Consider the following 23,037-nt stretch of genomic DNA (forward strand, 5'->3'; position numbering starts at 1 on the left):
TTATTGCATCGATCGGTTCGTGTGCATTGTTCGCGTTGGCGCCGCTAGATACCGCGTCCGCGGCGAGCGGCGCCTTCAGTTTCGCCGTGATCGGCAACGGGCCGTTCGGCAGCGCGGAAGAGCCCGCGGCGCGGCGTTTGCTCGATGCGATCGGCCATGCGTCAGAAGCACCGCGCTTCATTGTCGACACCGGAAATATCAAGGCCCCGGGCGAGTCCTGTGACGACACGCTGCTGTTGGCACGCCAGGGTTGGCTCGACAGCTCGCCCGTTCCGCTCTTTTACGTCCCCGGTGAAAACGAATGGATCGCCTGCCAGTTCGGCCCGAACGGCGGCAATGATCCGCGAGAACGGCTCGACTTCATTCGTGAACACTTCTTCGACGACGATCAGTCGTTCGGTGTGAACAAACTGCCGCTGTCGAGACAAAGCGCGAGCGCACGGTTTCGCTTATACCGCGAGAACATGCGGTGGCAGTCCGGGGACGTGGTGTTCGTCACGCTCAACGTACCGGGCGACAACAATCACTACCTCAACGAGGGCGGCCGCAACGGGGAGTTCGAGGAACGTGACGTCGCCAATCGCGAATGGCTCGATCGCACTGAAACGGTCGCGCGTCATGGCCATGCGCGCGCCATCGTGATCGCGATCGAAGGCGATCCGCAATTCGAAGCCGGCGCGCGCCGCGACCGGCTGTTCGGATGGCTGCGATTCGACCGGCAATCGGCACGCGACGGCTACGCGGAGTTAAAGCAGGCACTGCTCAAACTCACTCAGCGCTTCGAGGGCCCGGTGCTGTTGATCGATGGTGGTGTCGGTCCGCTGGCGACGGGGTACCGCATTGATGAACCGCTGCGCGATGAACACGGCACACGTGTGCCGAACTTTGCGCGGCTCGAGATATCGGGCTCGCCGCATTTATCGCAGTGGATCCGTGTGCGCGTTGAACCGGATCGCAAAGAGGTGTTCCGGATTCGCGTCGAAAAGGTGGCTGCCCTGCCGCCCGACGCAGCGCCGGCTCCCGTGCAACCCGAAGCGTCTGCGCCGACCGGCGTCGAGGCGCCGAAGATGCTGCCCCTGCCTCCGGTCGACCGCGCGCCGGGCGAATAGTCGGGGCAAACATCATCGACTGGGCAAGCGATCGACTCGCTGACCGACGTCACTTTGCTCAGCGACATCAACAAAAAACCCAGGTCCACGTCAACAGACATGTCCTGGGTTTTTTCATGCGCGTCCTGCGACCTCCATGCGTGCTTCAGTGAAGCACGCGCGGCGGCTCGTCCTCATCATCGTCGTCGTCCTCGTCTTCGTCGACGACATGCAGACCATCGGCGCCGTGAGCATGCTCGTGTTCGACTTCGTCGGCCGTCGCTTCGCGCACCTCGGTGACCTTGAGCTTGAAGCGCAACGCCATGCCTGCCAGCGGATGATTGCCGTCGAGCACGACCTTGTCTTCCGCCAGGTCGGTCACCGTATAGATCAGCGCTTCGAGTTCGTCGTCGCTCTCTTCGGGCGTGCCTTCAAATTGCATGCCGATTTCGAGCGGTTCAGGAAAGCGACCACGTGCTTCGATCTTCACCAGTTCGGGATCATATTCGCCGAACGCATCATCCGGCTCGAGCTGCACCATCGTCTCAAAGCCAGGCTCGCGGCCGTCGAGCACTTCCTCGATTTTGGGGAACGTGCCATCATAGCCGCCATGCAAATAGACCATCGGCTCATCGCTTTGCTCTATCAGATTGCCTTGCGCATCCGACAGCGTATAAGCGACTGACACGACGGTATTCTTGACGATCTTCATTCGTTCCTCCGGAAACTGAACCGCATTATACGATGCCGCCGCGGCCCTTAAATACGTCCTCTCCCAAGCCCTCTCGCACTTCTCGCGTGAGCTCGGCCCCCGCATCAGAACACGCATCAGACCACGCGTCTGACCGCCCCTCAAGTCCGCGCGCTGCGACGGCGTCGCGTCGACGCGCCGACGATCGCAACGTGCAAGCGCCGACCGATCGTGCGACGACAGATGCACATCGCTTTGTGCCGGCCGCTGCCGATGCCGCGATCGGTCCGCTGCTCGGCGGCCTCACAGCGGCACAGTTCATGCGACGCTACTGGCAACGCAAGCCGCTGTTGATTCGCGGTGCGGTACCCGACATCGCACAGTTCATCGATCGCGAGACGTTGTTCGGCCTCGCCGATCGCGATGATGTCGACAGCCGTCTCATCACGCAACGACGCGGCACCTGGTCGCTTGACCACGGACCGTTTGCACGCGACGAATTGCCGTCGGCACGGAGCAAACAATGGACCCTGCTCGTACAGGGCGTCAATCTCTACCATGACGCTACCCATGCGCTCATGAACCGGTTTCGCTTCCTGCCCGACGCGCGACTGGATGACGCCATGTATAGCTACGCCACCGATGGCGGCGGAGTCGGTCCCCACTTCGACTCCTACGACGTCTTTCTGTTGCAGACGCATGGCAAGCGACGCTGGCGCATCAGCGCACAACGCGATCTCGCGCTGCAAGAAGGGATGCCTCTCAAGATTCTAGACCGCTTCGAGCCCACCCAAGAATGGGTGCTGGAGCCGGGAGACATGCTCTATCTGCCGCCGCATATTGCGCACGACGGCGTCGCGATCGGCGAATGCATGACGTGCTCGATCGGCTTCCGTGCTCCCGTCGCGGGGGAAATGATGGGGCAATTCCTGTTCGATTTCGCTGAACGCGCGGACACGCTCAAGGGTGCGGCACGCCGCTTGCAGGATAAAGGCCGTGAGCCGACAACCACGCCTGCCCGGTTGCCGGATGATGTTGTCGATACAACCGAAGCATGGCTTCGCAATATCCAATGGAACCGCGCCGATGTTGAACGTTTTGTCGGGCGATACCTGAGCGAACCCAAGCCAAACGTTGTATTTGACACACCTGACAACCCGCCGGACGAAGCGGGGTTTCTCGCGCTTGCCCGGCGACGTGGTATCGCGGTGGACCCTCGCACCGCACTGCTTTACGATCGCCACTGCTATTACATTAACGGCGAGGCAGGCAAGCTCGATCGCGATGTTCGCGATTGGGTACAACGTCTCGCAGATCGCAAGGCCCTTGAAGGGAAAGACTTTGTAACACTCTCAGGGGGGGGCCCGGTGACAGGCCTGCTGCACGAATGGTATTGTGCAGGCTGGATACGAGCGGCCTGAGACTTGCTGAGAAATAAACAGGCAAACTCTTTGGGATCTTGCAGATATTCTTAAAGCTAGAAAAAGCCCGTGGTGAAAGGTTTGTACGGGAGGCAAGATTTATCGACTCTCTGTACGAAAGTGCATATAATTTCGGGCCAAGCCGTCGGTAAAAGGGGCACATTCTGTGCGCCTGCACCAACGGCCAAGGTCGGTGTTAGCACATAAACATTACCGGTAACATTCGCGCTGTTGCTTACCTTTATCCATAAAAGGACGTGATCATGAAGAAATCCCTCCTCCTCGCTTCCCTGATGGCTGCACTGGCTCTGGCTGCTTGCAGCAAGTCGAGCGACCAGGCTGCTGCTCCGGCGAGCGACGCCGCTGCTGCTTCGGCTCCGGCCGCTGACGCTGCTTCGGCACCGGCTGCTGCTGCTTCGGACACGACCGCATCGGCTCCGGCCGCTGACGCTTCGTCGGCTCCGGCTGCTGCCTCGGACGCAGGCGCTTCGGCTGCCGCTCCGGCTTCGGGCGCAAGCAACTAAGCGGATATCCGCTTATAAAAAAACCGGCCTTCGGGCCGGTTTTTTTATGTCTGCGCAAAACGTATCGAAGACGTGTTGAACTGTACGTGTGATATCTACAAAAGCTGCATCGTCTTTACATTAGATCGAGCGCCAGTCGAAGCCTTCGGCTTGTGTCGCAGCGACGATGTCATCGATTGAGCTGCCCATCACGGTCGCGAGTGCGGCCCTCGCAAGCTCCGGTGTGTTGTTTTGCTGACTCAGGTGCGCAGCGATCAGATGCTGAATGTGTTGACGATCGAGATCGGCGAGCAACTGCGCTGCGGCATCGTTGGCCAGGTGACCCAGATCGCCACCGATACGTCGCTTGAGCGAGGCCGGATAGCGGCTCGCAGCCAGCATCTCGCGATCATGGTTGCATTCGAGGATCAGGCCATGGCAGCCACCGAGTACCTCGACGATATGCGGTGTCGGGCAACCCGTGTCCGTCAGCACGCCAAGGCGCACATCGCCGTCCGAAAAGACGAACTGAAGCGGCTCGCGCGCGTCATGAGGAACGGTATACGGATGCACTTCGATATCGCCGATCGCAAGCGGATCGCCACCCCACAGGATGCGCAGATCGATACGACCGTCGTCGGCGCCGCATGCGAGCGCCGTGCCCCAGCTCATGTACACCGGCAGGCCGGCTTTGCGCGCCAGGGTCAATGCGCTGCCGACATGATCCGTATGTTCGTGAGTGACGATTAAGGCATCGAGATCGGCGAAGTCGATTCCTGCACGAAGCAAACGCCGTTGCAGTTCGCGAACCGAAAAGCCGCAGTCGAGCAGCACGCGAGTGGTACTGCTCCCTTCGGAGACTTCGACAACGAGGGCGTTGCCCTCGCTGCCGCTACCCAGACTGGTAAAACGCATCACGAGCGCGATGCTTGAGACAGACGCATACGCAACGCTTAGTTCAGCGCCGCGCTCAGCGTCGAGACGAGGCGCTTGGCTTCGACCGACGTATCGAAGTTGCCGCTCGCATCGACCACCGAGACTTGCGTCGATGCATCGTCCTTCGGCTTCACGTTGACTACGAGCTTCTTCGGCGGCGCGCTGCTCGTAAGCAGCTTGCCGAAGATCCCTTCCTTCTTGACGTCCTGCGTATCGTCAACGTAACGAACGTAGTACAGGCCCTTGCTCTTGTCGCTGTTGTCGACAGCGAAGCTGCTGCGATCGAGCGCGACGCCGATACGCAGCCATGCGCGATCGAACGGCTCAGCGACATCGAGTTCCGGTGCGCCATCGGGCGCGCTTGCGGCCGCGACACGTGCTTCGCCCTGGCGTGCATTCGCTTCGAGCATCAGCGCCTGCGTGTTCGACAGACCGAACTTTTGAATCAGGCGGTTAAGGAAGGCCACTTCGAGATTCGGGTCGCGCGGACGTGCGACCCAGCGCGACGTTTCCTTCTGCTGGCCGATCATGACTTCTTCGAGCGCGCTATGCGAGATCGTGATTTCCGTCTCGCCGTTCGGGCCCTTCTCGACGACCGTGCGGAACTTGTCGAGCGTGCCCGACGAGTAGAAGCCGTCGAAGAGCTTGCCGATCGAGCTGCGGAACCAGTCGTTGCCGATCTTTGCACGGTTCTCGGCCCAGTTCGTTTCGATCAGGCCTTGCGCGGGCAGATCGGTCTGTACGACGAAGCCGTTCTCGGTCCAGAAATCCTTGAGTTCCGGCCAGAGTTGTTCGGGCGTGCGGCCATCGACGACGAGGCGGCGCGTGTCGCCGTCTCTCTCGATGTGCATGCCCATCGGATCCTGCGCCGTCGGCTGACCGATGGTCGCCGCGCCGTTCGCCGTCTGGGTGAACATCGGCGCGCCGCCCAGACCGATTTGCGTCGGGGGCACGGAGAAGTGATCGTCGATATGCGCCTTCGACAGGTCGGCAGGCACCGTCAACGTCGGTGCGCTGGTCGCGCTCTTGTAGTCGACGCGGTCCGACGCGAACCAGTCATTGAGCGTCTCGCAACCTGCAAGCGAGCCGAGCAGGGCCAGCGCGGCGACTGCGCGCGCGATGTGGGAGAAACGGGCTGATGTCATGAAGTCCTTCGAATAACGATTGGCGCGGCCACGGCAGTTCACGCGTGCGCGCGCTCAGTCCTGCCGGCTCAGAGGCCGGCCTCGCGCATCGCCGCCCGGACCACGTCGTGGAACTGCGGGGCCAGCGGCGTCAGCGGCAAACGAATGCCGCCCTCGATCTTGCCCATCTGCTGGAGCGCCCATTTCGTCGGAATCGGGTTCGATTCCGCGAACAAGTGCCGGTGAAGGCCAAGCAAGCGCAGATGGATCTCTCGCGCCGTACGGGCATCGCCCGCCAGCGCGGCCCGGCACAGTTCCGACATCGCACGCGGTGCGACGTTGGCCGTGACGGAAATATTGCCGTGCCCTCCCATCAACATCAGCGCGATCGCTGTCGGATCGTCACCGCTGTAGATCGAAAATCCGGCAGGCGCATCCTTGATCAGATGCACCGCACGGTCGAAATTGCCCGTTGCGTCCTTGACGCCGACGATGTTCGGCACCTCGGCGAGCCGCAGGATCGTCTCGTTGCTCATATCGGCAACGGTACGGCCCGGCACGTTGTACAGAATCACGGGCAGGCCACCCTCCTCGGCAACGGCCGAGAAGTGGCGGACCATGCCTTCCTGGGTCGGCTTGTTGTAGTACGGCACGACCTGCAGCGTCGCATCCGCACCGACCTCACGCGCATGACGCGTCAACGCAATGGCTTCAGCCGTCGAATTCGCGCCCGAACCCGCGATCACCGGAATCCGGCCCGCGACGTGATCGACCGTTTCCTTGATCAGCTGTTTATGTTCGTCCACCGAAACCGTCGCCGACTCGCCGCTCGTACCGACGATCACGATGGAGTTCGTGCCTTCGGCGATATGCCAGTCGATCAGGTTTTTGAGTGCCGGCAGGTCCAGGCTGCCGTCATCCTTCATCGGGGTAATGATTGCGACGATGCTGCCACGGATGGATGCACCGAGCGCGGCCGAGTCAGTTCCGGTAGTCATGCAAAACGCCAATAAATTCGATAAAACGGGATTGTAGCGGATTCAAAGTCCGCCACATCAGTTGTATGCCAGCCCCATCGCTTCGCGCACGTCTCGCATTGTTTCCTGAGCGAACTTGCGGGCCTTGTCACACCCATCGGCCACGATCGCGCGAAGCAGCGACGGGTCGTCCATATACTTCTGCGCGCGCTCGAGCATCGGCTGCTGTTCGCGCAAGATGCCGTCGATCACGGGCTGCTTGCATTCGAGGCAGCCAATGCCCGCGCTACGGCAGCCCGCCGCGGCCCACTCGCGTGTCGCATCGTCGGAATAGACCTGATGCAAGTCCCAGACAGGACATTTGTCCGGATCGCCCGCATCCGTGCGGCGCACGCGCGCCGGGTCGGTCGGCATGGTCCGGACTTTCTTCGAGATCGTGTCCTTGTCTTCGCGAAGCCCGATGGTGTTGCCGTACGACTTCGACATCTTCTGGCCATCGAGTCCCGGCATGCGCGACGCTTCCGTCAACATGACCTGCGGCTCGACCAGGATGATCTTGCGCGCCCCTTCCAGATAGCCGAAAAGGCGCTCGCGATCGTTCAGCGACAGGCTCTGCGACTCCTGCAACAGCGCGCGCGCCTGTTCGAGGGCTTCCTCGACACCGTCTTGCTGGTAGGCATTGCGCAGCTCGAGGTAGAGCTTCGAGCGCTTTCCGCCCAGCTTTCGGGCTGCCTCAAGGGCTTTTTCCTCGAAATCCGACTCACGGCCATACAAATAATTGAAACGCCGCGCAATTTCGCGCGTCATTTCAACGTGAGGCACCTGGTCTTCACCCACCGGCACGAGCGACGCACGGTACAGAAGGATATCGGCCGCCATTAAAACGGGATAGCCGAGGAATCCATAGGTCTGGAGATCCCGATCCTTGATCTTTTCGATCTGTTCCTTGTAGGTCGGCACGCGTTCGAGCCACCCCAGCGGCGTGCTCATGCCCAGCAACAGGGCCAGTTCCGCGTGTTCGGGGACGCGACTCTGGATAAAAAGCGTCGCCTGCGAGGGATCGATACCGGACGCGAGCCAGTCGATCAGCACCTCCCAGACATTTTTTTCGATGACTTCGGGCGTTTCGTAGTGCGTGGTCAGCGCGTGCCAGTCGACCACGCTGAAAAAGCACGGATATTCGGATTGCAGCCGGACCCAGTTCTTCAGCACGCCATGGTAGTGACCGAGGTGCAGTGACCCGGTAGGACGCATGCCGGAAAAGATACGCGCAGGGAACATGAATGGTCAGGAAATAAGAGCGGACAACGGATTGAGCAGCGAGCCCAGCACCTGCAGACCGATATTGGTCAACGGCATCAACCAGAACGACGCGAACACGCCCGTCGTGACGAGCAACATAACGATAAAGAAGCCGTACGGCTCGACGCGCGACAGCGCGTAGCCCTGCTTGGGCGGCAGCAGCGAAGCAAGCACCCGGCCACCGTCGAGCGGGGGCAGCGGGAACAGGTTCAACGCGCAGAGCACGAGGTTCACCAGGATGCCGGCCGGCGCCATCTTGACGAAAAACGGCTCGTCGATGCCGGTCGCGTGCAGCACGATCGCAAACACACCCCAGAGAATCGCCTGGACAAAATTGCAGGCGGGGCCGGCGATCGACACGAGCAGGCCGTCCCAGCGCGGATTCTTGAGCGCGCCGAAATTGACGGGCACCGGCTTCGCATAGCCGAACAGAAACGCGCCATTGGTCAGGAAATACAGCACGAGCGGCATCACGATCGTGCCGATCGGGTCGATATGGCGCGCGGGATTCAGTGAGACACGGCCCAGCATATAGGCGGTGTTGTCGCCGCGCATGCGCGCGACATAGCCGTGGGCGGCCTCGTGCAGCGTAATCGCAAACACGACGGGCAACGCGTTGACGGCAATATTCTGGATCAGCGTATCGTACATGGGGCGCTATTGTAGCAAGGGGGCCGGGTCGCCCCGCCGGGATTTCAGTATTCGGTGCAGGGGGGCCGGTGCGGCGGTCAGTGGGTCGCCCGGCGTACGCACCGAGTCCCGCGCCGAGCGGAAGCCGGAAGCAGTCGATATTCGAGGGGCGCCTCGCCGCGGCCGGTCATACAGGTGCATCGATGCCGAATGGCTCGACGGGCCCTCTTCCCATACGGATCAGCTCGGGTTCGGCGCCGGTGAGGTCGATGACCGTCGACGGCTCGCGCGGACAGGCCCCGCCATCGATAACGAGATCGATCTGCTTTTCGAGGCGTACGCGGATTTCTTCCGGATCGTTCAGCGGTTCTTCGTCGTCCGGCAGGATCAGCGTCGACGCGATCAGGGGCTCGCCGAGCTCGGCGATCAACGCGCGCGCGATTTCATGGTCGGGCACGCGCAGGCCGATCGTTTTGCGCGACGGGTGCGACAGCCTGCGCGGGACTTCCTTGGTGGCGACGAGTACGAAGACGTACGGTCCGGGCGTGACCGTGCGGATCATCCGGAACTGGCGGTTGTCGACGATCGCGAAGGTGGCGAGTTCCGACAAGTCGCGCACGAGCAACGACAAATGCTGACGCTCGTCGATCCCGCGAATACGGCGCAAGCGCTCGACCGCGGACCGATCGTCGAGCCGGCACGCGAGCACGTAGCTCGAATCGGTCGGCAACGCGATGACGCCGCCGCCCGATACGACCTGGGCGGCTTGCTTGATCAGTCGTGCCTGCGGATTCTCAGGATGAATGCGGAAGTATTGGCTCATTCACTGCCAGTCGCGCCACACGGGCGTCAAGTCGTCGGGCAGCATCGGCAGCGAGCCGAGTTCCGTGCGTCCTTCACCCGGTGCGTGGAAATCGGAGCCGCGCGACGCGCGAAATCCGTAGCGTCGCGCGACATCGGCGTATTCGCGGTACTGGTCGGGCGTGTGACTGCCGGTCACGACTTCGATGGCGCCGCCGCCCAGGTCGCGGAATACGTCGAACAGCGCTGCGAACTCGATTTGCGTGTATTTGTACCGGCCCGGGTGCGCGATGACGGCGGTGCCGCCGGCTCCCTGGATCCACCCCATGGCCTGCTCGAGGGTGGCCCACTGATGCGGCACGAAGCCGGGCCGCCCTTCCGCGAGGTAGCGCGCGAAAACGTCGGACGTCGACTCGCAATAGCCGTGTTCGACAAGAAAGCGCGCAAAGTGCGTGCGGGACAGCAGCGCCGGGTTGTTTGCGTATTTCAGCGCGCCTTCATAGGCGTCCGGAATGCCGACGTCGGCGAGACGGTCCGCGATCACGCGACCACGTCCGTCACGACCGCCGCGCGTGGCGGCAAGGCCGTCGACGAGGCCGCGATTGCCGGAATCGATCGCGAGTCCGACGACGTGGATCGTGCGATTCGCCCACGTCACTGAGATTTCGACGCCCTCGACATAGCGCATGCCGAGCGCCTCGGCGGCCGCGCGGGCCTCTCGTTGCCCGGCGATTTCGTCGTGGTCGGTCATCGCCCAGAGGGACACCCCGCCGTCGCGCGCGCGACGTGCGACATCCGCGGGCGCGAGCAGCCCGTCGGAATAGGTCGAATGGCAGTGAAGATCAGCGTTAGTCATGCACAGATTTTACCGCGCGGGCCGGGGTGCCGTCGCCTACCGCTTTCCGGAAATTGCGGCAGTGCAACGTGTATACGGATGTCAGCGCGCCTACGCGCAGAATTCCCGGATCAAGGCGGCCACTTCTTCCGGCTGGTCGTGGTGCAGCATATGGCCCGCATGCTCGATGATGGCCTCGCGCCAGTTCGGGAAGGCCGTGAAGCGGTGACGGAATTCATCGAGCGGTGTATCGCCGCGAATCGACGTCAGCGTCGGCGAATCCTTGGCCTCGACGTGCAACACAGGGGCCGTGATCTTGCTCCAGATGCTCATGACTTCGTCGACAAGATACGGCAGCGGCCCGCGCAGCTTGTGCGCGGGGTCGGCGAGCAATTCGCGGCGCCCTTCGGGGGTCGGTCGCGACCAGTGCTCTGCGAGAAACGTGGCGCGGTCGCGGCGCAGGCGCGGGTTGGTCTTGGTCAGGCGTGCCGCCACGGCGTAGAGGTCGTCATAGTCGCGCAGCGACGGGGGCGTCTTCATGTCGTCGAGCCATTGCGCATAGCGTGCGGCGGCGCGGCCGGGGGCCGATTGCCGGAGCCCGAACCCCTCGAGATCGACGACGCGGCGCACGCGTTCGGGGCGCACGCCGGCATAGATGCACACGACGTTCGCGCCCATGCTGTGGCCGACCAGATTGACCTGCTCGCCCGGCGCGTAGTGGTCGAGCAGCGCCTCGAGGTCCACGAGGTAATCAGGGAACCAGTAGTTGCCGCCGCCGGCCATGTGCACCGGCCAGTCGCTCAGGCCAAAGCCGCGCGCATCCGGCGCAAGAATCTGCCAGTCCGACGCGAGTTCGTCGGCAATGAACTGGAACGACGCGGCCACGTCCATCCAGCCGTGCAGCATAAAAAGCTTCGGCGCATCGGCGCGCCCCCAGCGGCGGACATGAAGGCGCGGCCCGCGCGTCTGGACAAATTCGGAAGTGGAAGCAAGCATTGCAGGCACGAAAAAAGAATGGTCGTTCGATTATATGCCGCGATCAGCGGTTCGTGCGGGCTGGATTTTGAGGGATCGCTCTCGATCCACCCGTCGTCCCGCTGGGCGCCGGGTGGGCTTGGCTTGGCGAATCAGGTTGCGCGCAGAGGCGTGTCGCCGGACGGCGCGCCGGCGACCAAAGCCTCGAGTTCCGCCTCATCGAAGCCCGCGAGGCGCCGCGCGTCGAGGTTGAACGGCCCCTTGAGTTCAGGCGCCTTGTACCGGCGTACCAGCCCCGGATAGATCGCGTTCGGATCGAGGCCGCGTTGCGCACACAGGTGCCGGTACCAGCGGTTGCCGATGGCCACATGGCCGATCTCGTCGCGCAGGATGATGTCGAGAATGCCGGCGGCCACGCTGTCGCCCGCCTGGGCGAGCTTTGCGCGCATCGGCGGCGCTGCGTCGAGGCCACGCGCCTCGAGCGTGCGCGGCACGAGCGCCATGCGTGCGAGCACGTCGCCGCGCGTCTTCTCGACCATCTCCCACAAGCCGTTGTGTGCGGAAAAATCGCCGTAGGCCACGCCCATGGTGCCGAGATGCGCGCCAAGCAGACTGAAGTGGTAGGCCTCCTCGGCCGCCACGCGCAGCCAGTCGCCGTAGTACGCCTCGGGCATGCCGTCAAAGCGCCAGACGGCGTCAAGGGCGAGATTGATCGCGTTGAATTCGATATGCGCAAGGGCGTGCAAGAGCACCGCACGCCCCACATCGGTATGGACCGAGCGTTTGTCGAGCAGTCTTGGCGGAACGAGTTCGGGGCGCACGGGCCGTCCGGGCAAGCCGCCGGGATCGGCGAGTTGAAGCGTACGGTCGACCGACACGCGGCCGGTTCCAAGTGCGTCGTAGAGCGCTCGCGCGGCGTGGGCCTTGGTGCCCGGATCGGGCTCGGCCAGCACGCTCAGCGCGATCGAGCGTGCACAGCCGCCTTGCAAAAGGACGTCGAAATTGAATTCCATGGAGCGAGCATACAATAACGCCTTTACGGCGCAGGCAACGCCCGCCTCTGCCCACGGGAGAACAAGTGGCCATCTACAAGCTCGGCGAACACGCCCCGACGATTGACGAAACGACGTTTGTTGCAGACACCGCCACCATCATCGGCAAAGCGGTGCTCAGCAAGAACACGAGTGTGTGGTACGGCGCGGTGATCCGCGGCGACAACGAACCCATCACGGTCGGCGAGAACAGCAACGTGCAGGAAGGCGCCGTGCTGCACACCGATCCGGGCTTCCCGCTGACGATCGAGGACAATGTGACGATCGGGCATCAGGCCATGCTGCACGGATGCACGGTGCGCTCGGGGTCGCTGATCGGAATTCAGGCGGTGGTCTTGAATGGAGCGGTCATTGGCCGCAACTGTCTGGTTGGCGCCGGGGCCATCGTGACCGAGAACAAGGTGTTTCCGGACAATTCATTGATTCTCGGGGCGCCGGCCAAGGTGGTGCGCACGCTCACCGAACAGGACGTGGCGCGGTTGCAGCGCAATGCGCAGGTCTATGTCGAACGGCGGCACACGTTCAAGACGGAACTCACGCGCATCGGCTAATGCGCGGGTGATCGATCACTCGCGAACTCGACAGATAAAGGTTATTTTGGTGAACGACCAGCTTCAAAAATTCATGTTCAACGCGGCGCCCGTGCGCGGCGAGATTGTCCTGCTCGAAAACACGTGGCAGGAAGTCCTCACACGGCGCGACTACCCCGCGCCGATCCGCACGGTGCTCGGGCAGATGATGGCCGCGGCCGCGCTGCTTTCGGCGAACCTCAAGTTCGACGGCGCACTGGTCATCCAGATCATGGGCGACGGCCCGGTCCGCATGCTCGTGGTCGAATGCAACTCGGACCTCACGTTGCGCGCGACGGCCAAATTCGACGGCCCGATCGACGACGACGCGTCGCTCGCATCGCTGATCAACACGGAAGGCCGCGGCCGCTGTGCGATCACGCTCGACCCGGCCGACAAGAAGCCCGGCCAGCAGCCCTATCAGGGCGTCGTGCCGCTCAACGACGACCATGGTGCGCCGCTGCAGTCGATCGCCGACATCCTCGAGAAGTACATGCACCACTCAGAGCAGCTTGAGACGCGCATGTGGCTGGCCGCCGATGATGCCAAGGCGGCCGGCATGCTGCTGCAAAAGCTGCCGGGCGATGGCGGGATCGTGCCGCACCCGGGCGAACACGATGCGGATACGTGGGACCGGGTGTGCCACCTGGGCTCGACGATCACCCATGACGAATTGCTGCATGCGGATGCCGAGACGCTGATGAAGCGCCTGTTCTGGCAGGAGAACCTGCGGCGCTTCGAACCCGCGCGTGCCCGTTTTCGCTGCACCTGCTCGCGCGACAAGGTGGGCCGCATGTTGAAGATGCTGGGGCGCGACGAGGTCGAGTCGATCCTGTCCGAGCGTGGCCACGTCGAGATCCATTGCGAGTTCTGTAACCAGCGGTATGAATTCGACGCGGTGGACGCGGCGCAACTTTTTCTCGCCGGCCCGCTCTCAGAGACTATGAACCCGGCGTCGGGACGCACACATTAAGTCCCCACAGAGTCCGACCGGGCGCGTCGCATAGCTGTTTGCAGGTTAGATGTCTTTGTGGGTTGCGGATGTCTTTGTGGGTTGCGGATGTCTTTGTGGGTTGCGGATGTCTTTGTGGGTTGCGGATGTCTTTGTGGGTTGCGGATGTCTTTGTGCGTTGCGGATGTGTTTGCCGGACAGCCGTTCCGGCCTAACTTTTTTGCCTGTTGATGATGAGTACTGCCCTGACCGGTCTGATCCGCTTCGATACCGTACGCCGCGGGCGCGCCATGCTGATGGCCGCTGCCGGATGCGCGGCCCTGCTGGCCGGCTGCGCAGTGCAGCCGGTGCCGGGTCAGTCGAGCATCGTTAGCCGGCTGCCGTCCGACTATGCGTACGCGGCTCCCGTGCAGACACAGCCGGTACCTGCTCAGGCGCTTCCGGCATCACCTGCTCCGATGTCGCCTCATGGCGATTCCGCTGCGGCCCAGGCTCAAAGCAACGGCGGATACGGTGCAGACGGCGCGAACTACGCAAACGACGACGCGGCTGCCGTGCCGCCGCTCAGCGCACAGGAACGCCAGCGCTACGCCGATATCGACCGGCAGGTACAACGTGACCAGACCGCGTCGATGGAAGCGGAAAACGCCGCACGCGCCGCCTGGTACGCACCGTCGTACTACCCGAGCTATTACCCCGCTTACTATCCCGCGTACTACCCGGCCTATTACCCGGCGTATTCGCCGTATTACGCATCGCCAGTCGTGGTCGGTGGCTATTACGGCGGCTGGGGACGTGGCGGATGCTGCTGGCACGGCGGCTCGCGCTGGAGCGTTGGCGTCGGTTTCAGTTCAGGCTGGGGATGGTGAAATGCGACAGACGTCGCACCTGGACGTCTGACCGGTAGCGGTTACTTCGCCGCCGTCGGCGCCTTCTTCGCGCCCTTTTCCTTGGCCTTCTCGGCTTTCTTCTTGTCGTTGAGCATCTGACGCGAAGGCGGATCGGGTACCACCTTCACCGGTGCCGCGGCAACCACGCCGCGGGTCGACGTTTCGGGTCCGGCCACCGCGCTCGGCGTCAGCACGATCGGCTCGTTCGGCGACACGAACTGCACGAACACCTCGTTGTCGCGAATCATGCCGAGCTCATAGCGCGCGCGCTCCTCGAGCGCGGTCGTGCCGTTCTGGAGATCCTGCACTTCACCGGCCAGACGGTCATTGCGCGCCTTGAGGTCGGCATTGCGCTTTTGCTGATCGGAAAGCTGCGTTTCGAGTTCGTGAACGCGCAGCCAGCCGCCGCGGCCATACCACAGCGGATACTGGATCATCGCCAGCAAGGCGATCAAAACTACCGTAACAAGCCGCATAGACGCTGGATAAGGCAATGCCGCCGACGCAAGCGCCGGCGGCATATGAGGTTGCGTGCGCGACGCCATGGACGCGCTCTCTGCGTAGCTTAACGCAGGTTATAGAAGGCCGAACGGCCCGGATACGAAGCGATATCGCCGAGATCTTCCTCGATGCGCAGCAACTGGTTGTACTTCGAGATCCGGTCGCTGCGCGACAGCGAGCCCGTCTTGATCTGACCGGCGTTCAGGCCGACCGCGATATCGGCGATCGTCGAATCTTCGGTTTCGCCCGAACGGTGCGACACGACGGCCGTGTAGCCGGCGCGCTTGGCCATCTCGATGGCGGCGAACGTTTCGGTCAGCGTGCCGATCTGGTTGATCTTGATCAGGATCGAGTTCGCGATGCCCTTCTCGATGCCTTCCTTGAGGATCTTCGTGTTCGTGACGAACAGATCGTCGCCGACGAGCTGAAGCTTGTCGCCGAGCTTGTCGGTCAGCGTCTTCCAGCCTTCCCAGTCGCCTTCAGCCATGCCGTCCTCGATCGAGACGATCGGGAACTTGTCAGCCAGCGTGCCGAGGTAGTCGGCGAATTCGGTCGACGACAGGTGCAGGCCTTCGCCCGACAGCACGTACTTGCCGTCCTTGTAGAACTCGCTCGCTGCGCAGTCGAGCGCGAGCAGCACGTCTTCACCGGCGCGGTAGCCCGCCTTTTCGATCGCCTGAATGACGGTCGACAGGCATTCGTCGTTGCTCGAGAAGTTCGGCGCGAAGCCGCCTTCGTCGCCCACTGCCGTGCTCATGCCCTTGTCGGCGAGAATCTTCTTGAGTGCGTGGAAGATTTCGGCGCCGCAACGCAGGGCTTCACGGAAGCTCGACTGGCCGACCGGCACAATCATGAACTCTTGAATGTCGAGGCTGTTGTTCGCGTGCGCGCCGCCGTTGACGATGTTCATCATCGGCACGGGCATTTGCATCGCGCCCGAACCGCCGAAGTAGCGATACAGCGGCAGGCCGGCTTCGTCAGCCGCGGCCTTCGCGACCGCCATCGACACGGCGAGCATCGCGTTCGCGCCGAGGCGCGACTTGTTTTCGGTGCCGTCGAGTTCGATCAGCGTCTTGTCGAGGAATGCCTGCTCCGATGCGTCCAGACCCATGATCGCTTCGGAGATTTCGGTGTTGATATGTTCGACGGCCTTCAGCACGCCCTTGCCGCTGTAGCGGCCGCCTTCGCCGTCGCGCAGCTCAATGGCTTCGCGCGAACCCGTCGATGCGCCCGACGGCACAGCCGCACGGCCCATCGTGCCCGACTCGAGCAGCACATCACATTCGACGGTGGGGTTGCCGCGCGAGTCCAGGATCTCGCGGCCGATGATGTCAACGATTGCACTCATAGCGTCCTCAGAAGATATCGCTCAATTCTATTTTTGAATTCATGTGACAACCCCGACTGCACCGCGCCTCGCGACGGCTCGCTATCAATGCGAGCGCATCGTCCGGCAGCCGCACCGCAAAGGCCGCCACCCTGCTACGCATGCTCGTGCCGCCCGCCTGAGCGACGGCACGATCGTCCTGCATTCTGACGCGGCCCTGTGACAGTCCGCGGTCTCCAACATCCTGCATCACGCAAAGCGGTGCCTTGGCGGCCCGCACAAGCCGGCGACATCAGCCGGCTTGACATACTCAGTTGAAATTCTCTTCGAGCAACGGGCCGCGCTTGACGGCTTCGTCGAGCGTCGACAACGTGAGCAGCAATTCTCCCATGCGGGCGAGCGGGACTGCATTCGGCCCATCGGACAGCGCCTTGGACGGGTCCGGGTGCGTTTCCATGAACACGCCCGCGACACCGACCGCCACCGCCGCGCGCGCCAGCACGGGCACAAATTCGCGCTGACCGCCCGAACTCGTGCCCTGCCCGCCGGGCAGCTGCACCGAGTGCGTCGCGTCGAACACGACCGGCGCACCCGTCTCGCGCATGATCGCGAGCGAACGCATATCCGAGACGAGATTGTTGTAGCCGAACGAGGCACCGCGCTCGCACGCGAGGAAGCTGTCTTCCGGCAGCCCGGCTTCGCGAGCGGCCTCGCGCGCCTTGTCGATCACGTTGCGCATGTCATGCGGCGCGAGAAACTGGCCCTTCTTGATGTTGACCGGCTTGCCCGAGCGTGCGCACGCGTGGATAAAGTCCGTCTGACGGCACAGGAACGCGGGCGTCTGCAGCACGTCGACCACCGAAGCGACTTCAGGGATTTCCTCGATCGTATGGACGTCGGTCAGCACCGGCACGTTCAACTGCTTCTTGACGGTCTCGAGAATCTGCAGCCCCTTGTCCCGGCCAGGGCCGCGAAACGACTTGCCCGAGCTCCGGTTCGCCTTGTCATACGACGACTTGTAGATGAACGGGATATTCAGGCCGTTGCACAGTTCTTTGAGCCGGCCCGCCACGTCGATCGACATCTGCTCCGATTCGACGACGCAGGTGCCCGCGATCACGAACATCGGCTGGTCGATACCGACCTCGAATCCGCACAATTTCATCTCAGGCTCCGGACACTTGCGTGAGCTTCGCGTGCTTGCGCGAGGCCTTGTAGTCGCGTGCGGCTTCGACATACGCCTTGAACAGCGGATGCCCGTCGCGCGGCGTCGACGTGAACTCAGGGTGGAACTGGACACCGACGAACCACGGATGGATGTCGTCGCGCAACTCCATCATTTCGGGCAGGTCTTCGGTCGGCGTGCGTGCGCTGATCACCATGCCGCCCGCTTCGAGCTGCGGCACAAAACGGTTGTTGACTTCGTAGCGGTGGCGGTGACGTTCGTTGACGTCCGTGCCATAGATCTGCGCAGCCTTCGTACCCGGCTTGACGGGGCAACGCTGCGAACCCAGGCGCATCGTGCCGCCGAGATCGGACGTTTCGGTCCGCTTCTCGACCTTGCCTTCACGATCGAACCATTCGGTGATCAGGGCAACGACCGGGTTCTTCGTTTCCGAATCGAACTCGGTGCTGTTCGCACCGGACAACCCGGCCACGTCGCGTGCGAATTCGATCACCGCCAGCTGCATGCCGAGGCAGATGCCGAGGTAAGGAATCGACGATTCACGCGCATAGCGGATGGCCGCGATCTTGCCTTCGGTGCCGCGACGGCCGAAGCCGCCCGGCACGAGCACAGCGTCGAGATGGGCGAGCGCCGCCGGTCCGTCGGCCTCGATGACCTCCGAGTCGATGTACTCGATATTGACCTTCGTGCCCGTATGAATCGAGGCGTGACGCAATGCTTCGATCAGCGACTTGTACGACTCCGTGAGGTCGACGTACTTGCCGACCATGCCGATCGTGACTTCGGACGTCGGGTTCTCGAGCCGCTCGACGAGGTTCGACCACATCGACAGATCGGCCGGCTTTGCGTTCGTGAGCTTGAGTTCGTCGACGATGATCGTGTCGAGACCCTGGTCGTGCAGCATCTGCGGAATCTTGTAGATGCTGTCGACGTCCCACACCGAGATCACGGCGTCGTTCGGAATGTTCGAGAACATCGAGATCTTGGCGCGCTCGTCGTCGGGAATCTGACGGTCGGCACGGCACAGCAGCGCGTGCGGCAGGATCCCGATTTCGCGGAGCTTCTGCACGCTGTGCTGCGTCGGCTTGGTCTTGAGCTCGCCCGCCGTGTGGATATACGGCACCAGCGTCAGATGCACGAAGCAGCAATGATTGCGGCCCATGCGCAGGCTCATCTGCCGCGCAGCCTCGAGGAACGGCAGCGATTCGATATCGCCGACCGTGCCGCCGATTTCGACGATCGCGACATCCGGCTCGCCCGAGGTCGCACCTTGTGCGCCGCGCTCGACGAAAGCCTGGATTTCGTTCGTGATGTGCGGAATGACCTGCACGGTCTTGCCGAGATATTCGCCGCGGCGCTCCTTGCGGATCACCGACTCGTAGATCTGGCCCGTCGTGAAGTTATTGGCCTTGCGCATCTTCGTGCTGATGAAGCGCTCGTAGTGGCCAAGATCCAGATCGGTCTCTGCACCGTCTTCGGTCACGAACACCTCTCCGTGCTGGAAAGGACTCATCGTGCCGGGGTCGACGTTGATGTAGGGATCGAGTTTGAGAAGGGTGACTTTGAGGCCGCGCGATTCGAGAATCGCGGCAAGTGACGCGGCGGCAATCCCTTTACCTAGGGACGAAACGACGCCGCCGGTGACAAATACATATTTGGTCATCGCTGGGGTGCTCGCGGGAAAGCGGAATTATACCCGTGTTGACCCGGCTAAGCGAATCCGGGGCCGAAAACCCGGCCGCCCGGCCAGCACAAAATGACCCCTTCCTTTACGCGTCAAGGGTTTGCACGCGTTTCACGCGGCGAGTTCGAGCCGGCCGAGTTGCGACAGCATGCGCTGGATCGCACGCGCGGTTTCGATCGGGTGCTCCATCGGAAACAGATGGGAGCCTTCGATCCACTCGAAGTAGTCGCCGACGAGCCGGCGGGTTGCGTCGACCCCGACCTGCTGCATCTCGCGCGACCGGGTGCCGGCCAGGAACCCGACGGGTACCGGCGCGCCGCGCATCACGCGCGCGCCGATCGTATGCGGGATGGTCCGGTAGATGCGGTATTCGGTGCCCCGGTCAAAGACGAGTTCGCGCGTGCCGACCGCATCGACCTTAGAGGTGCCGTGGTCAATGTAGTCCGAGAGCATGCGCTCGTCCCAGCGCGCGAAGGCAGGCTTCGAGTGGAAATGCTTCCAGGCTTCGTCGCGGCTGCCCCAGCGCGTGCGGCGCGCTTTGGTGGCCGCCGCCGGCGACAGGCGCTCGTCGAAGCCCGTCCACTGAAACACCCGCAGCAGATTGCCGCGCCAGCCGCCGATGACCGGCGAGTCGAGCATCACCACGCCGCGCACGCGGTGCGGCCGCTTGAGCCCGGCGAGCAGACTCAGATAGCCGCCGAGCGAATGGCCGACGAGCCATACCGGCGTGGCCGCATCGCCGCCTGCGGCATCGGCATCGATCGACGCCAGCAACTCGTCGGTCAGATGCTGCCAGTCGCGTGTCACCGGGTATCGGGGATCGTGACCGATCGTCTCGATGGCGCGGACGTCATACTGGTCCTCGAGTTCGGCAAAGATGGTCCGGTAGACCGAAGCGGGAAAACCATTCGCATGCGAGAAATGGATGATTTCCTTCACTGCGATCGTCCTCCGTCGTCAGGTATCACGTCGTCCGTCACGTCATCCATCCAGTATCGGTGTTTCACGGTGCGGCACCGTTCGATGACAAAGCCCTGGCTGGCGCTCGTCGCCCGCACGGCCCCGTCACGATCGGTGCGATGCAAACGCACGCCACGTGCCCGATAGCGCTCGGCCACACGTGCCGCCGGGTGCCCGAAACGGTTGGCATAGCCTACAGGAAATACCGCGTCGCGCGGCGCAACGGAGTCGAGGAAGGATTCAGTCGACGACGTGCGGCTGCCGTGGTGGGGGGCGACCAGCAGGTCGGCGCGCAATGCGTCCGGGTCGCGGGCCACGAGCGCGCGCTCCTGCGCGGCTTCAATGTCGCCGGGCAGCAGTGCCGTCAGTACCCCGTTCGTCACCTTGATTACGCAACTCGCCGCATTGCGAAAGCCGATGCCCCGATATGGCTTGTCAGGCTTGTCGGGCCATAGCGTTTCAAACCGCACGCGCTCCCATTCCCAATGTTCGCCCGCCACGCACGCTGACGCGTCGGGCACCACCTGCCACAGTGGATCCTCGGGCGGCAACGACGCGCGCAGACTGGCGACCTGCAAGGTGCCCGTGAGCGCCGCCGCACCACCGGCATGGTCGCTGTCGGCGTGGCTCACGACCAGCCTGTCGACGCGGCGCGCGCCGAGGCTCGACAACGCGGGTACCAGGACCGCCCGGCCCGCATCGCTCTGCTCCCCGTAGCGCGGCCCCGTATCGACCACCAGCAGATGCGAGCGCGTCTGGACCAGCACCGCCGTGCCCTGCCCCACGTCGAGCACGGTCAGCCGGAATGCGCCCTCCGGCAAGCGATCGTCACCCGGCCAGATGAGGGGCAGCCACAGCACCCAGCCTGACGCACGCAGAGGCCATCCCGACGGCATCAGGATCAGCATCGCGCCACCGATCGCAAGACACAGAACAAGCGGGTCAGGCGCCCTCAGCCACGCGACTGCCCACGCCGGACGTGCCAGCCAGTCGATGACATACATCATCGCCTCGAGGTTGAGATGGGCGGCCTGCCAGAGCCAGCTGTCCAGCGGCGCCGGAGCGAGCACGCCAGCGAGCGTCATCGGCGTGACCAGCAGGCTCGCCCACGGAATCGCAACGGCATTGGCCAGTGGCCCGAGCAGCGGGATGTCGAAAAACCAGCAGACCGACCCCGGCACCAGCGCGACCGTCACCGCCCATTGGGTGCGGGTTGCGTCACCGGCCCGCGCCCGGAACACCGCGGCCCATCGGCGGGTGCGCGACGGCGGCGCGTCGTCTAAACCTTCATGGGCTCCGTGCTCCGGGTCCTCGATGCACGACCGGGCCACCGACATGCGCGTCGCATTGGCCAATGCAATCGCTCCGACGGCACCGAACGATAACCAGAACCCTGCGCCCAGCACCGCCCACGGATCGACGCAGAGCACGATGAGCAACGCCCACGCGAGCACGGTTGACGCACCCGGCCGACGGGCCGACACGCACGCCGCAGCGGCCGTCGCGCACATCACGAACGCACGCAGCGCAGGCACGCCGAGCCCTGCAAGCCCCGCATAGACAAACGCCGCGAGTGCGCCCGCGATCGCCGCGACTCGCGGCGTCGCAATCCAGATGGGCGCTCGCGCTCCCAGAACAGGAAGACGCGTCCAGGTCAGCGCAATCAGCCACGCCATCGCGCCCGCAACGAGCGACACATGCAGGCCCGACACGGCGATCAGGTGTCGCGTGCCGGTTCGTGCAAACCGCTCCTGATCGGCCGGACTGATGTGGCTTTGGTCCCCCACGGCGAGCGCCACGACGATGCCCGCATGCGCGCCATCGCCCAGGACCGCAAGAATGCTGCGGCGGATACGGTCTCGCACGCGATGGATCGCAGCCGGCGGATCGTGCAAGGCGGCGAGCATCGCTGCGCCTGCCGGGCGGCCCGCATCATCGAGCAAGACCGGGGCGGGTCGGTCGCGCACCGTGCCCGTTGCACGAACGCTTCTTTCAAGTAATGCGGCCTCGCCATCCGATGCATGAAAGTTGGCAAGCCGGTGTGGCTTTTTCAGCCGGACCGTAAAGCGCCAGCGTTGCATCGGACGGATATCGGGCTCGCTGCCTGCCGCGTCGTCCCGCCCGGGCCGAAACTGACCGCGCGCGTCGGCCGCACTGCCGCGTCGCACGGCGTCGTCATGCCGGCGATACAGCGTGAGCAGAACCCTGCGCGGGAAGCGCGCGTCGTCGGGCACACCCCGTTCGATCTCGAACTCGAAGCGCACGCCGGGGCCCACGTCGACGGGTAGTCCGATGACGCGACCTTCGAGGTTGAAATCGCGCCCTTCAAAGCGATCAGGCAGTACCTCGGCGAGCCGGCGCTGCGCGGACCACGCGGACCCCAGGTATCCGGCGATCGCACCGTCGATCAAGAGCGACACGATCATCACCGCCGATAAGTACGCACCTTTGTTACGGATGAGGCCCGGAGGCGATTGCGGCATGCGCGCGCGTATCCGCCCTGCCGCTATTCCTCCGATTGCCGAAACACCACCGCACGCGACGAACGCCCACACCGCTGCGACGGCCGGCAGGGTTGCGCTGTGCTGCAACAGCATCACGCCCATCGCAAAGCCGACGGCAAAACTCCGCAT

General features: G+C 63.5%; 22 protein-coding genes. 6 read left to right on the forward strand and 16 right to left on the reverse strand.

Features of this window, described 5'->3' with window-relative positions:
• Window positions 1-35 precede the first annotated feature (35 nt).
• Window positions 36-1,109: a hypothetical protein gene (locus tag ACMFWR_RS13070; RefSeq protein WP_413192076.1), complete on the forward strand. Its 1,074-nt coding sequence runs from the start codon at window positions 36-38 to the stop codon at window positions 1,107-1,109.
• 145 nt (window positions 1,110-1,254) lie between these two features.
• On the opposite strand, the gene ACMFWR_RS13075 is transcribed toward ACMFWR_RS13070, so the two are convergent.
• Entirely contained in the window at window positions 1,255-1,800 is a 546-nt protein-coding gene (locus ACMFWR_RS13075) for an FKBP-type peptidyl-prolyl cis-trans isomerase (protein WP_413192077.1), read from the reverse strand.
• A 191-nt stretch (window positions 1,801-1,991) separates the two neighbouring features.
• Between ACMFWR_RS13075 and ACMFWR_RS13080 the strand changes: the two genes are divergently transcribed.
• Together ACMFWR_RS13080 and ACMFWR_RS13085 are read left to right on the forward strand one after the other, a co-directional pair.
• Entirely contained in the window at window positions 1,992-3,200 is a 1,209-nt protein-coding gene (locus ACMFWR_RS13080) for a JmjC domain-containing protein (RefSeq protein WP_413192078.1), read from the forward strand.
• Between the two features lie 263 nt (window positions 3,201-3,463).
• Window positions 3,464-3,724: a hypothetical protein gene (locus tag ACMFWR_RS13085; protein WP_413192079.1), complete on the forward strand. Its 261-nt coding sequence runs from the start codon at window positions 3,464-3,466 to the stop codon at window positions 3,722-3,724.
• Between the two features lie 120 nt (window positions 3,725-3,844).
• Here ACMFWR_RS13085 and ACMFWR_RS13090 read toward each other — a convergent pair whose 3' ends face one another.
• From ACMFWR_RS13090 to ACMFWR_RS13130, 9 genes are all read right to left on the reverse strand, one after another.
• The gene (locus ACMFWR_RS13090) at window positions 3,845-4,618 is read right to left on the reverse strand and encodes an MBL fold metallo-hydrolase (RefSeq protein ID WP_413194883.1); all 774 of its coding nucleotides are present in this window, start codon (window positions 4,616-4,618) and stop codon (window positions 3,845-3,847) included.
• A gap of 38 nt (window positions 4,619-4,656) precedes the next feature.
• Entirely contained in the window at window positions 4,657-5,784 is a 1,128-nt protein-coding gene (gene bamC / locus ACMFWR_RS13095; protein ID WP_413192080.1) for an outer membrane protein assembly factor BamC, read from the reverse strand.
• A 68-nt stretch (window positions 5,785-5,852) separates the two neighbouring features.
• Complete coding sequence (gene dapA, locus ACMFWR_RS13100) at window positions 5,853-6,761, reverse strand: 4-hydroxy-tetrahydrodipicolinate synthase (protein WP_413192081.1); 909 nt, start codon at window positions 6,759-6,761, stop codon at window positions 5,853-5,855.
• 57 nt (window positions 6,762-6,818) lie between these two features.
• Window positions 6,819-8,021, reverse strand: a complete 1,203-nt coding sequence (locus ACMFWR_RS13105; protein WP_413192082.1) for a tryptophan--tRNA ligase — start codon at window positions 8,019-8,021, stop codon at window positions 6,819-6,821.
• A gap of 6 nt (window positions 8,022-8,027) precedes the next feature.
• Entirely contained in the window at window positions 8,028-8,693 is a 666-nt protein-coding gene (locus tag ACMFWR_RS13110; protein ID WP_413192083.1) for a site-2 protease family protein, read from the reverse strand.
• 166 nt (window positions 8,694-8,859) lie between these two features.
• Window positions 8,860-9,495, reverse strand: coding sequence for an L-threonylcarbamoyladenylate synthase (locus ACMFWR_RS13115; RefSeq protein WP_413192084.1), 636 nt, complete (start codon window positions 9,493-9,495; stop codon window positions 8,860-8,862).
• Window positions 9,496-10,329 (reverse strand): 3',5'-nucleoside bisphosphate phosphatase, encoded by an 834-nt coding sequence (locus ACMFWR_RS13120; protein ID WP_413192085.1) that lies wholly within the window; start codon window positions 10,327-10,329, stop codon window positions 9,496-9,498.
• A gap of 90 nt (window positions 10,330-10,419) precedes the next feature.
• Complete coding sequence (locus ACMFWR_RS13125) at window positions 10,420-11,304, reverse strand: alpha/beta fold hydrolase (protein WP_413192086.1); 885 nt, start codon at window positions 11,302-11,304, stop codon at window positions 10,420-10,422.
• A 131-nt stretch (window positions 11,305-11,435) separates the two neighbouring features.
• Entirely contained in the window at window positions 11,436-12,296 is an 861-nt protein-coding gene (locus ACMFWR_RS13130) for a ferritin-like domain-containing protein (RefSeq protein ID WP_413192087.1), read from the reverse strand.
• Window positions 12,297-12,361: 65 nt separating this feature from the next.
• On the opposite strand from ACMFWR_RS13130, the gene ACMFWR_RS13135 reads away from it, so the two are divergent.
• The 3 genes from ACMFWR_RS13135 to ACMFWR_RS13145 all read left to right on the forward strand — a co-directional run bounded on the left by ACMFWR_RS13135 (window position 12,362) and on the right by ACMFWR_RS13145 (window position 14,725).
• The gene (locus tag ACMFWR_RS13135) at window positions 12,362-12,886 is read left to right on the forward strand and encodes a gamma carbonic anhydrase family protein (protein WP_413192088.1); all 525 of its coding nucleotides are present in this window, start codon (window positions 12,362-12,364) and stop codon (window positions 12,884-12,886) included.
• Between the two features lie 49 nt (window positions 12,887-12,935).
• Entirely contained in the window at window positions 12,936-13,877 is a 942-nt protein-coding gene (gene hslO / locus ACMFWR_RS13140) for an Hsp33 family molecular chaperone HslO (protein WP_413194884.1), read from the forward strand.
• 209 nt (window positions 13,878-14,086) lie between these two features.
• A complete protein-coding gene (locus tag ACMFWR_RS13145; protein WP_413192089.1) occupies window positions 14,087-14,725 on the forward strand; it encodes a hypothetical protein in 639 nt (212 codons plus the stop codon).
• 41 nt (window positions 14,726-14,766) lie between these two features.
• Here the strand turns inward: ACMFWR_RS13145 and ftsB are convergent, their stop codons facing one another.
• The 6 genes from ftsB to ACMFWR_RS13175 all read right to left on the reverse strand — a co-directional run bounded on the left by ftsB (window position 14,767) and on the right by ACMFWR_RS13175 (window position 23,037).
• Window positions 14,767-15,222 carry a cell division protein FtsB gene (gene ftsB, locus ACMFWR_RS13150; RefSeq protein ID WP_413194885.1) on the reverse strand — a complete coding sequence of 152 codons (456 nt, stop codon included), beginning with the start codon at window positions 15,220-15,222 and terminating at the stop codon, window positions 14,767-14,769.
• An 89-nt stretch (window positions 15,223-15,311) separates the two neighbouring features.
• Complete coding sequence (gene eno / locus ACMFWR_RS13155; RefSeq protein WP_413192090.1) at window positions 15,312-16,595, reverse strand: phosphopyruvate hydratase; 1,284 nt, start codon at window positions 16,593-16,595, stop codon at window positions 15,312-15,314.
• 289 nt (window positions 16,596-16,884) lie between these two features.
• Window positions 16,885-17,739 carry a 3-deoxy-8-phosphooctulonate synthase gene (kdsA, locus tag ACMFWR_RS13160; RefSeq protein WP_413192091.1) on the reverse strand — a complete coding sequence of 285 codons (855 nt, stop codon included), beginning with the start codon at window positions 17,737-17,739 and terminating at the stop codon, window positions 16,885-16,887.
• 1 nt (window position 17,740) lies between these two features.
• The gene (locus ACMFWR_RS13165) at window positions 17,741-19,423 is read right to left on the reverse strand and encodes a CTP synthase (RefSeq protein ID WP_413192092.1); all 1,683 of its coding nucleotides are present in this window, start codon (window positions 19,421-19,423) and stop codon (window positions 17,741-17,743) included.
• A 132-nt stretch (window positions 19,424-19,555) separates the two neighbouring features.
• Window positions 19,556-20,383, reverse strand: a complete 828-nt coding sequence (locus ACMFWR_RS13170; protein WP_413192093.1) for an alpha/beta fold hydrolase — start codon at window positions 20,381-20,383, stop codon at window positions 19,556-19,558.
• The gene (locus tag ACMFWR_RS13175) at window positions 20,380-23,037 is read right to left on the reverse strand and encodes a DNA internalization-related competence protein ComEC/Rec2 (RefSeq protein WP_413192094.1); all 2,658 of its coding nucleotides are present in this window, start codon (window positions 23,035-23,037) and stop codon (window positions 20,380-20,382) included. The genes ACMFWR_RS13170 and ACMFWR_RS13175 overlap by 4 nt, the downstream gene beginning before the upstream one ends.

Source organism: Pararobbsia alpina, from assembly GCF_965118125.1.
GTDB lineage: Bacteria > Pseudomonadota > Gammaproteobacteria > Burkholderiales > Burkholderiaceae > Pararobbsia > Pararobbsia alpina_A.

Excerpts from the sequence above, each read along its gene's own strand:
- ACMFWR_RS13075 (WP_413192077.1), bottom strand. The coding sequence starts at position 1,800 with ATGAAGATCGTCAAGAATACCGTCGTGTCAGTCGCTTATACGCTGTCG.
- ACMFWR_RS13085 (WP_413192079.1), top strand. The coding sequence starts at position 3,464 with ATGAAGAAATCCCTCCTCCTCGCTTCCCTGATGGCTGCACTGGCTCTG.
- ACMFWR_RS13090 (WP_413194883.1), bottom strand. The coding sequence starts at position 4,618 with ATGCGTTTTACCAGTCTGGGTAGCGGCAGCGAGGGCAACGCCCTCGTT.
- bamC (WP_413192080.1), bottom strand. The coding sequence starts at position 5,784 with ATGACATCAGCCCGTTTCTCCCACATCGCGCGCGCAGTCGCCGCGCTG.
- dapA (WP_413192081.1), bottom strand. The coding sequence starts at position 6,761 with ATGACTACCGGAACTGACTCGGCCGCGCTCGGTGCATCCATCCGTGGC.
- ACMFWR_RS13105 (WP_413192082.1), bottom strand. The coding sequence starts at position 8,021 with ATGTTCCCTGCGCGTATCTTTTCCGGCATGCGTCCTACCGGGTCACTG.
- ACMFWR_RS13110 (WP_413192083.1), bottom strand. The coding sequence starts at position 8,693 with ATGTACGATACGCTGATCCAGAATATTGCCGTCAACGCGTTGCCCGTC.
- ACMFWR_RS13115 (WP_413192084.1), bottom strand. The coding sequence starts at position 9,495 with ATGAGCCAATACTTCCGCATTCATCCTGAGAATCCGCAGGCACGACTG.
- ACMFWR_RS13120 (WP_413192085.1), bottom strand. The coding sequence starts at position 10,329 with ATGACTAACGCTGATCTTCACTGCCATTCGACCTATTCCGACGGGCTG.
- ACMFWR_RS13125 (WP_413192086.1), bottom strand. The coding sequence starts at position 11,304 with ATGCTTGCTTCCACTTCCGAATTTGTCCAGACGCGCGGGCCGCGCCTT.
- ACMFWR_RS13130 (WP_413192087.1), bottom strand. The coding sequence starts at position 12,296 with ATGGAATTCAATTTCGACGTCCTTTTGCAAGGCGGCTGTGCACGCTCG.
- ACMFWR_RS13145 (WP_413192089.1), top strand. The coding sequence starts at position 14,087 with ATGATGAGTACTGCCCTGACCGGTCTGATCCGCTTCGATACCGTACGC.
- ftsB (WP_413194885.1), bottom strand. The coding sequence starts at position 15,222 with ATGCGGCTTGTTACGGTAGTTTTGATCGCCTTGCTGGCGATGATCCAG.
- eno (WP_413192090.1), bottom strand. The coding sequence starts at position 16,595 with ATGAGTGCAATCGTTGACATCATCGGCCGCGAGATCCTGGACTCGCGC.
- kdsA (WP_413192091.1), bottom strand. The coding sequence starts at position 17,739 with ATGAAATTGTGCGGATTCGAGGTCGGTATCGACCAGCCGATGTTCGTG.
- ACMFWR_RS13165 (WP_413192092.1), bottom strand. The coding sequence starts at position 19,423 with ATGACCAAATATGTATTTGTCACCGGCGGCGTCGTTTCGTCCCTAGGT.
- ACMFWR_RS13175 (WP_413192094.1), bottom strand. The coding sequence starts at position 23,037 with ATGCGGAGTTTTGCCGTCGGCTTTGCGATGGGCGTGATGCTGTTGCAG.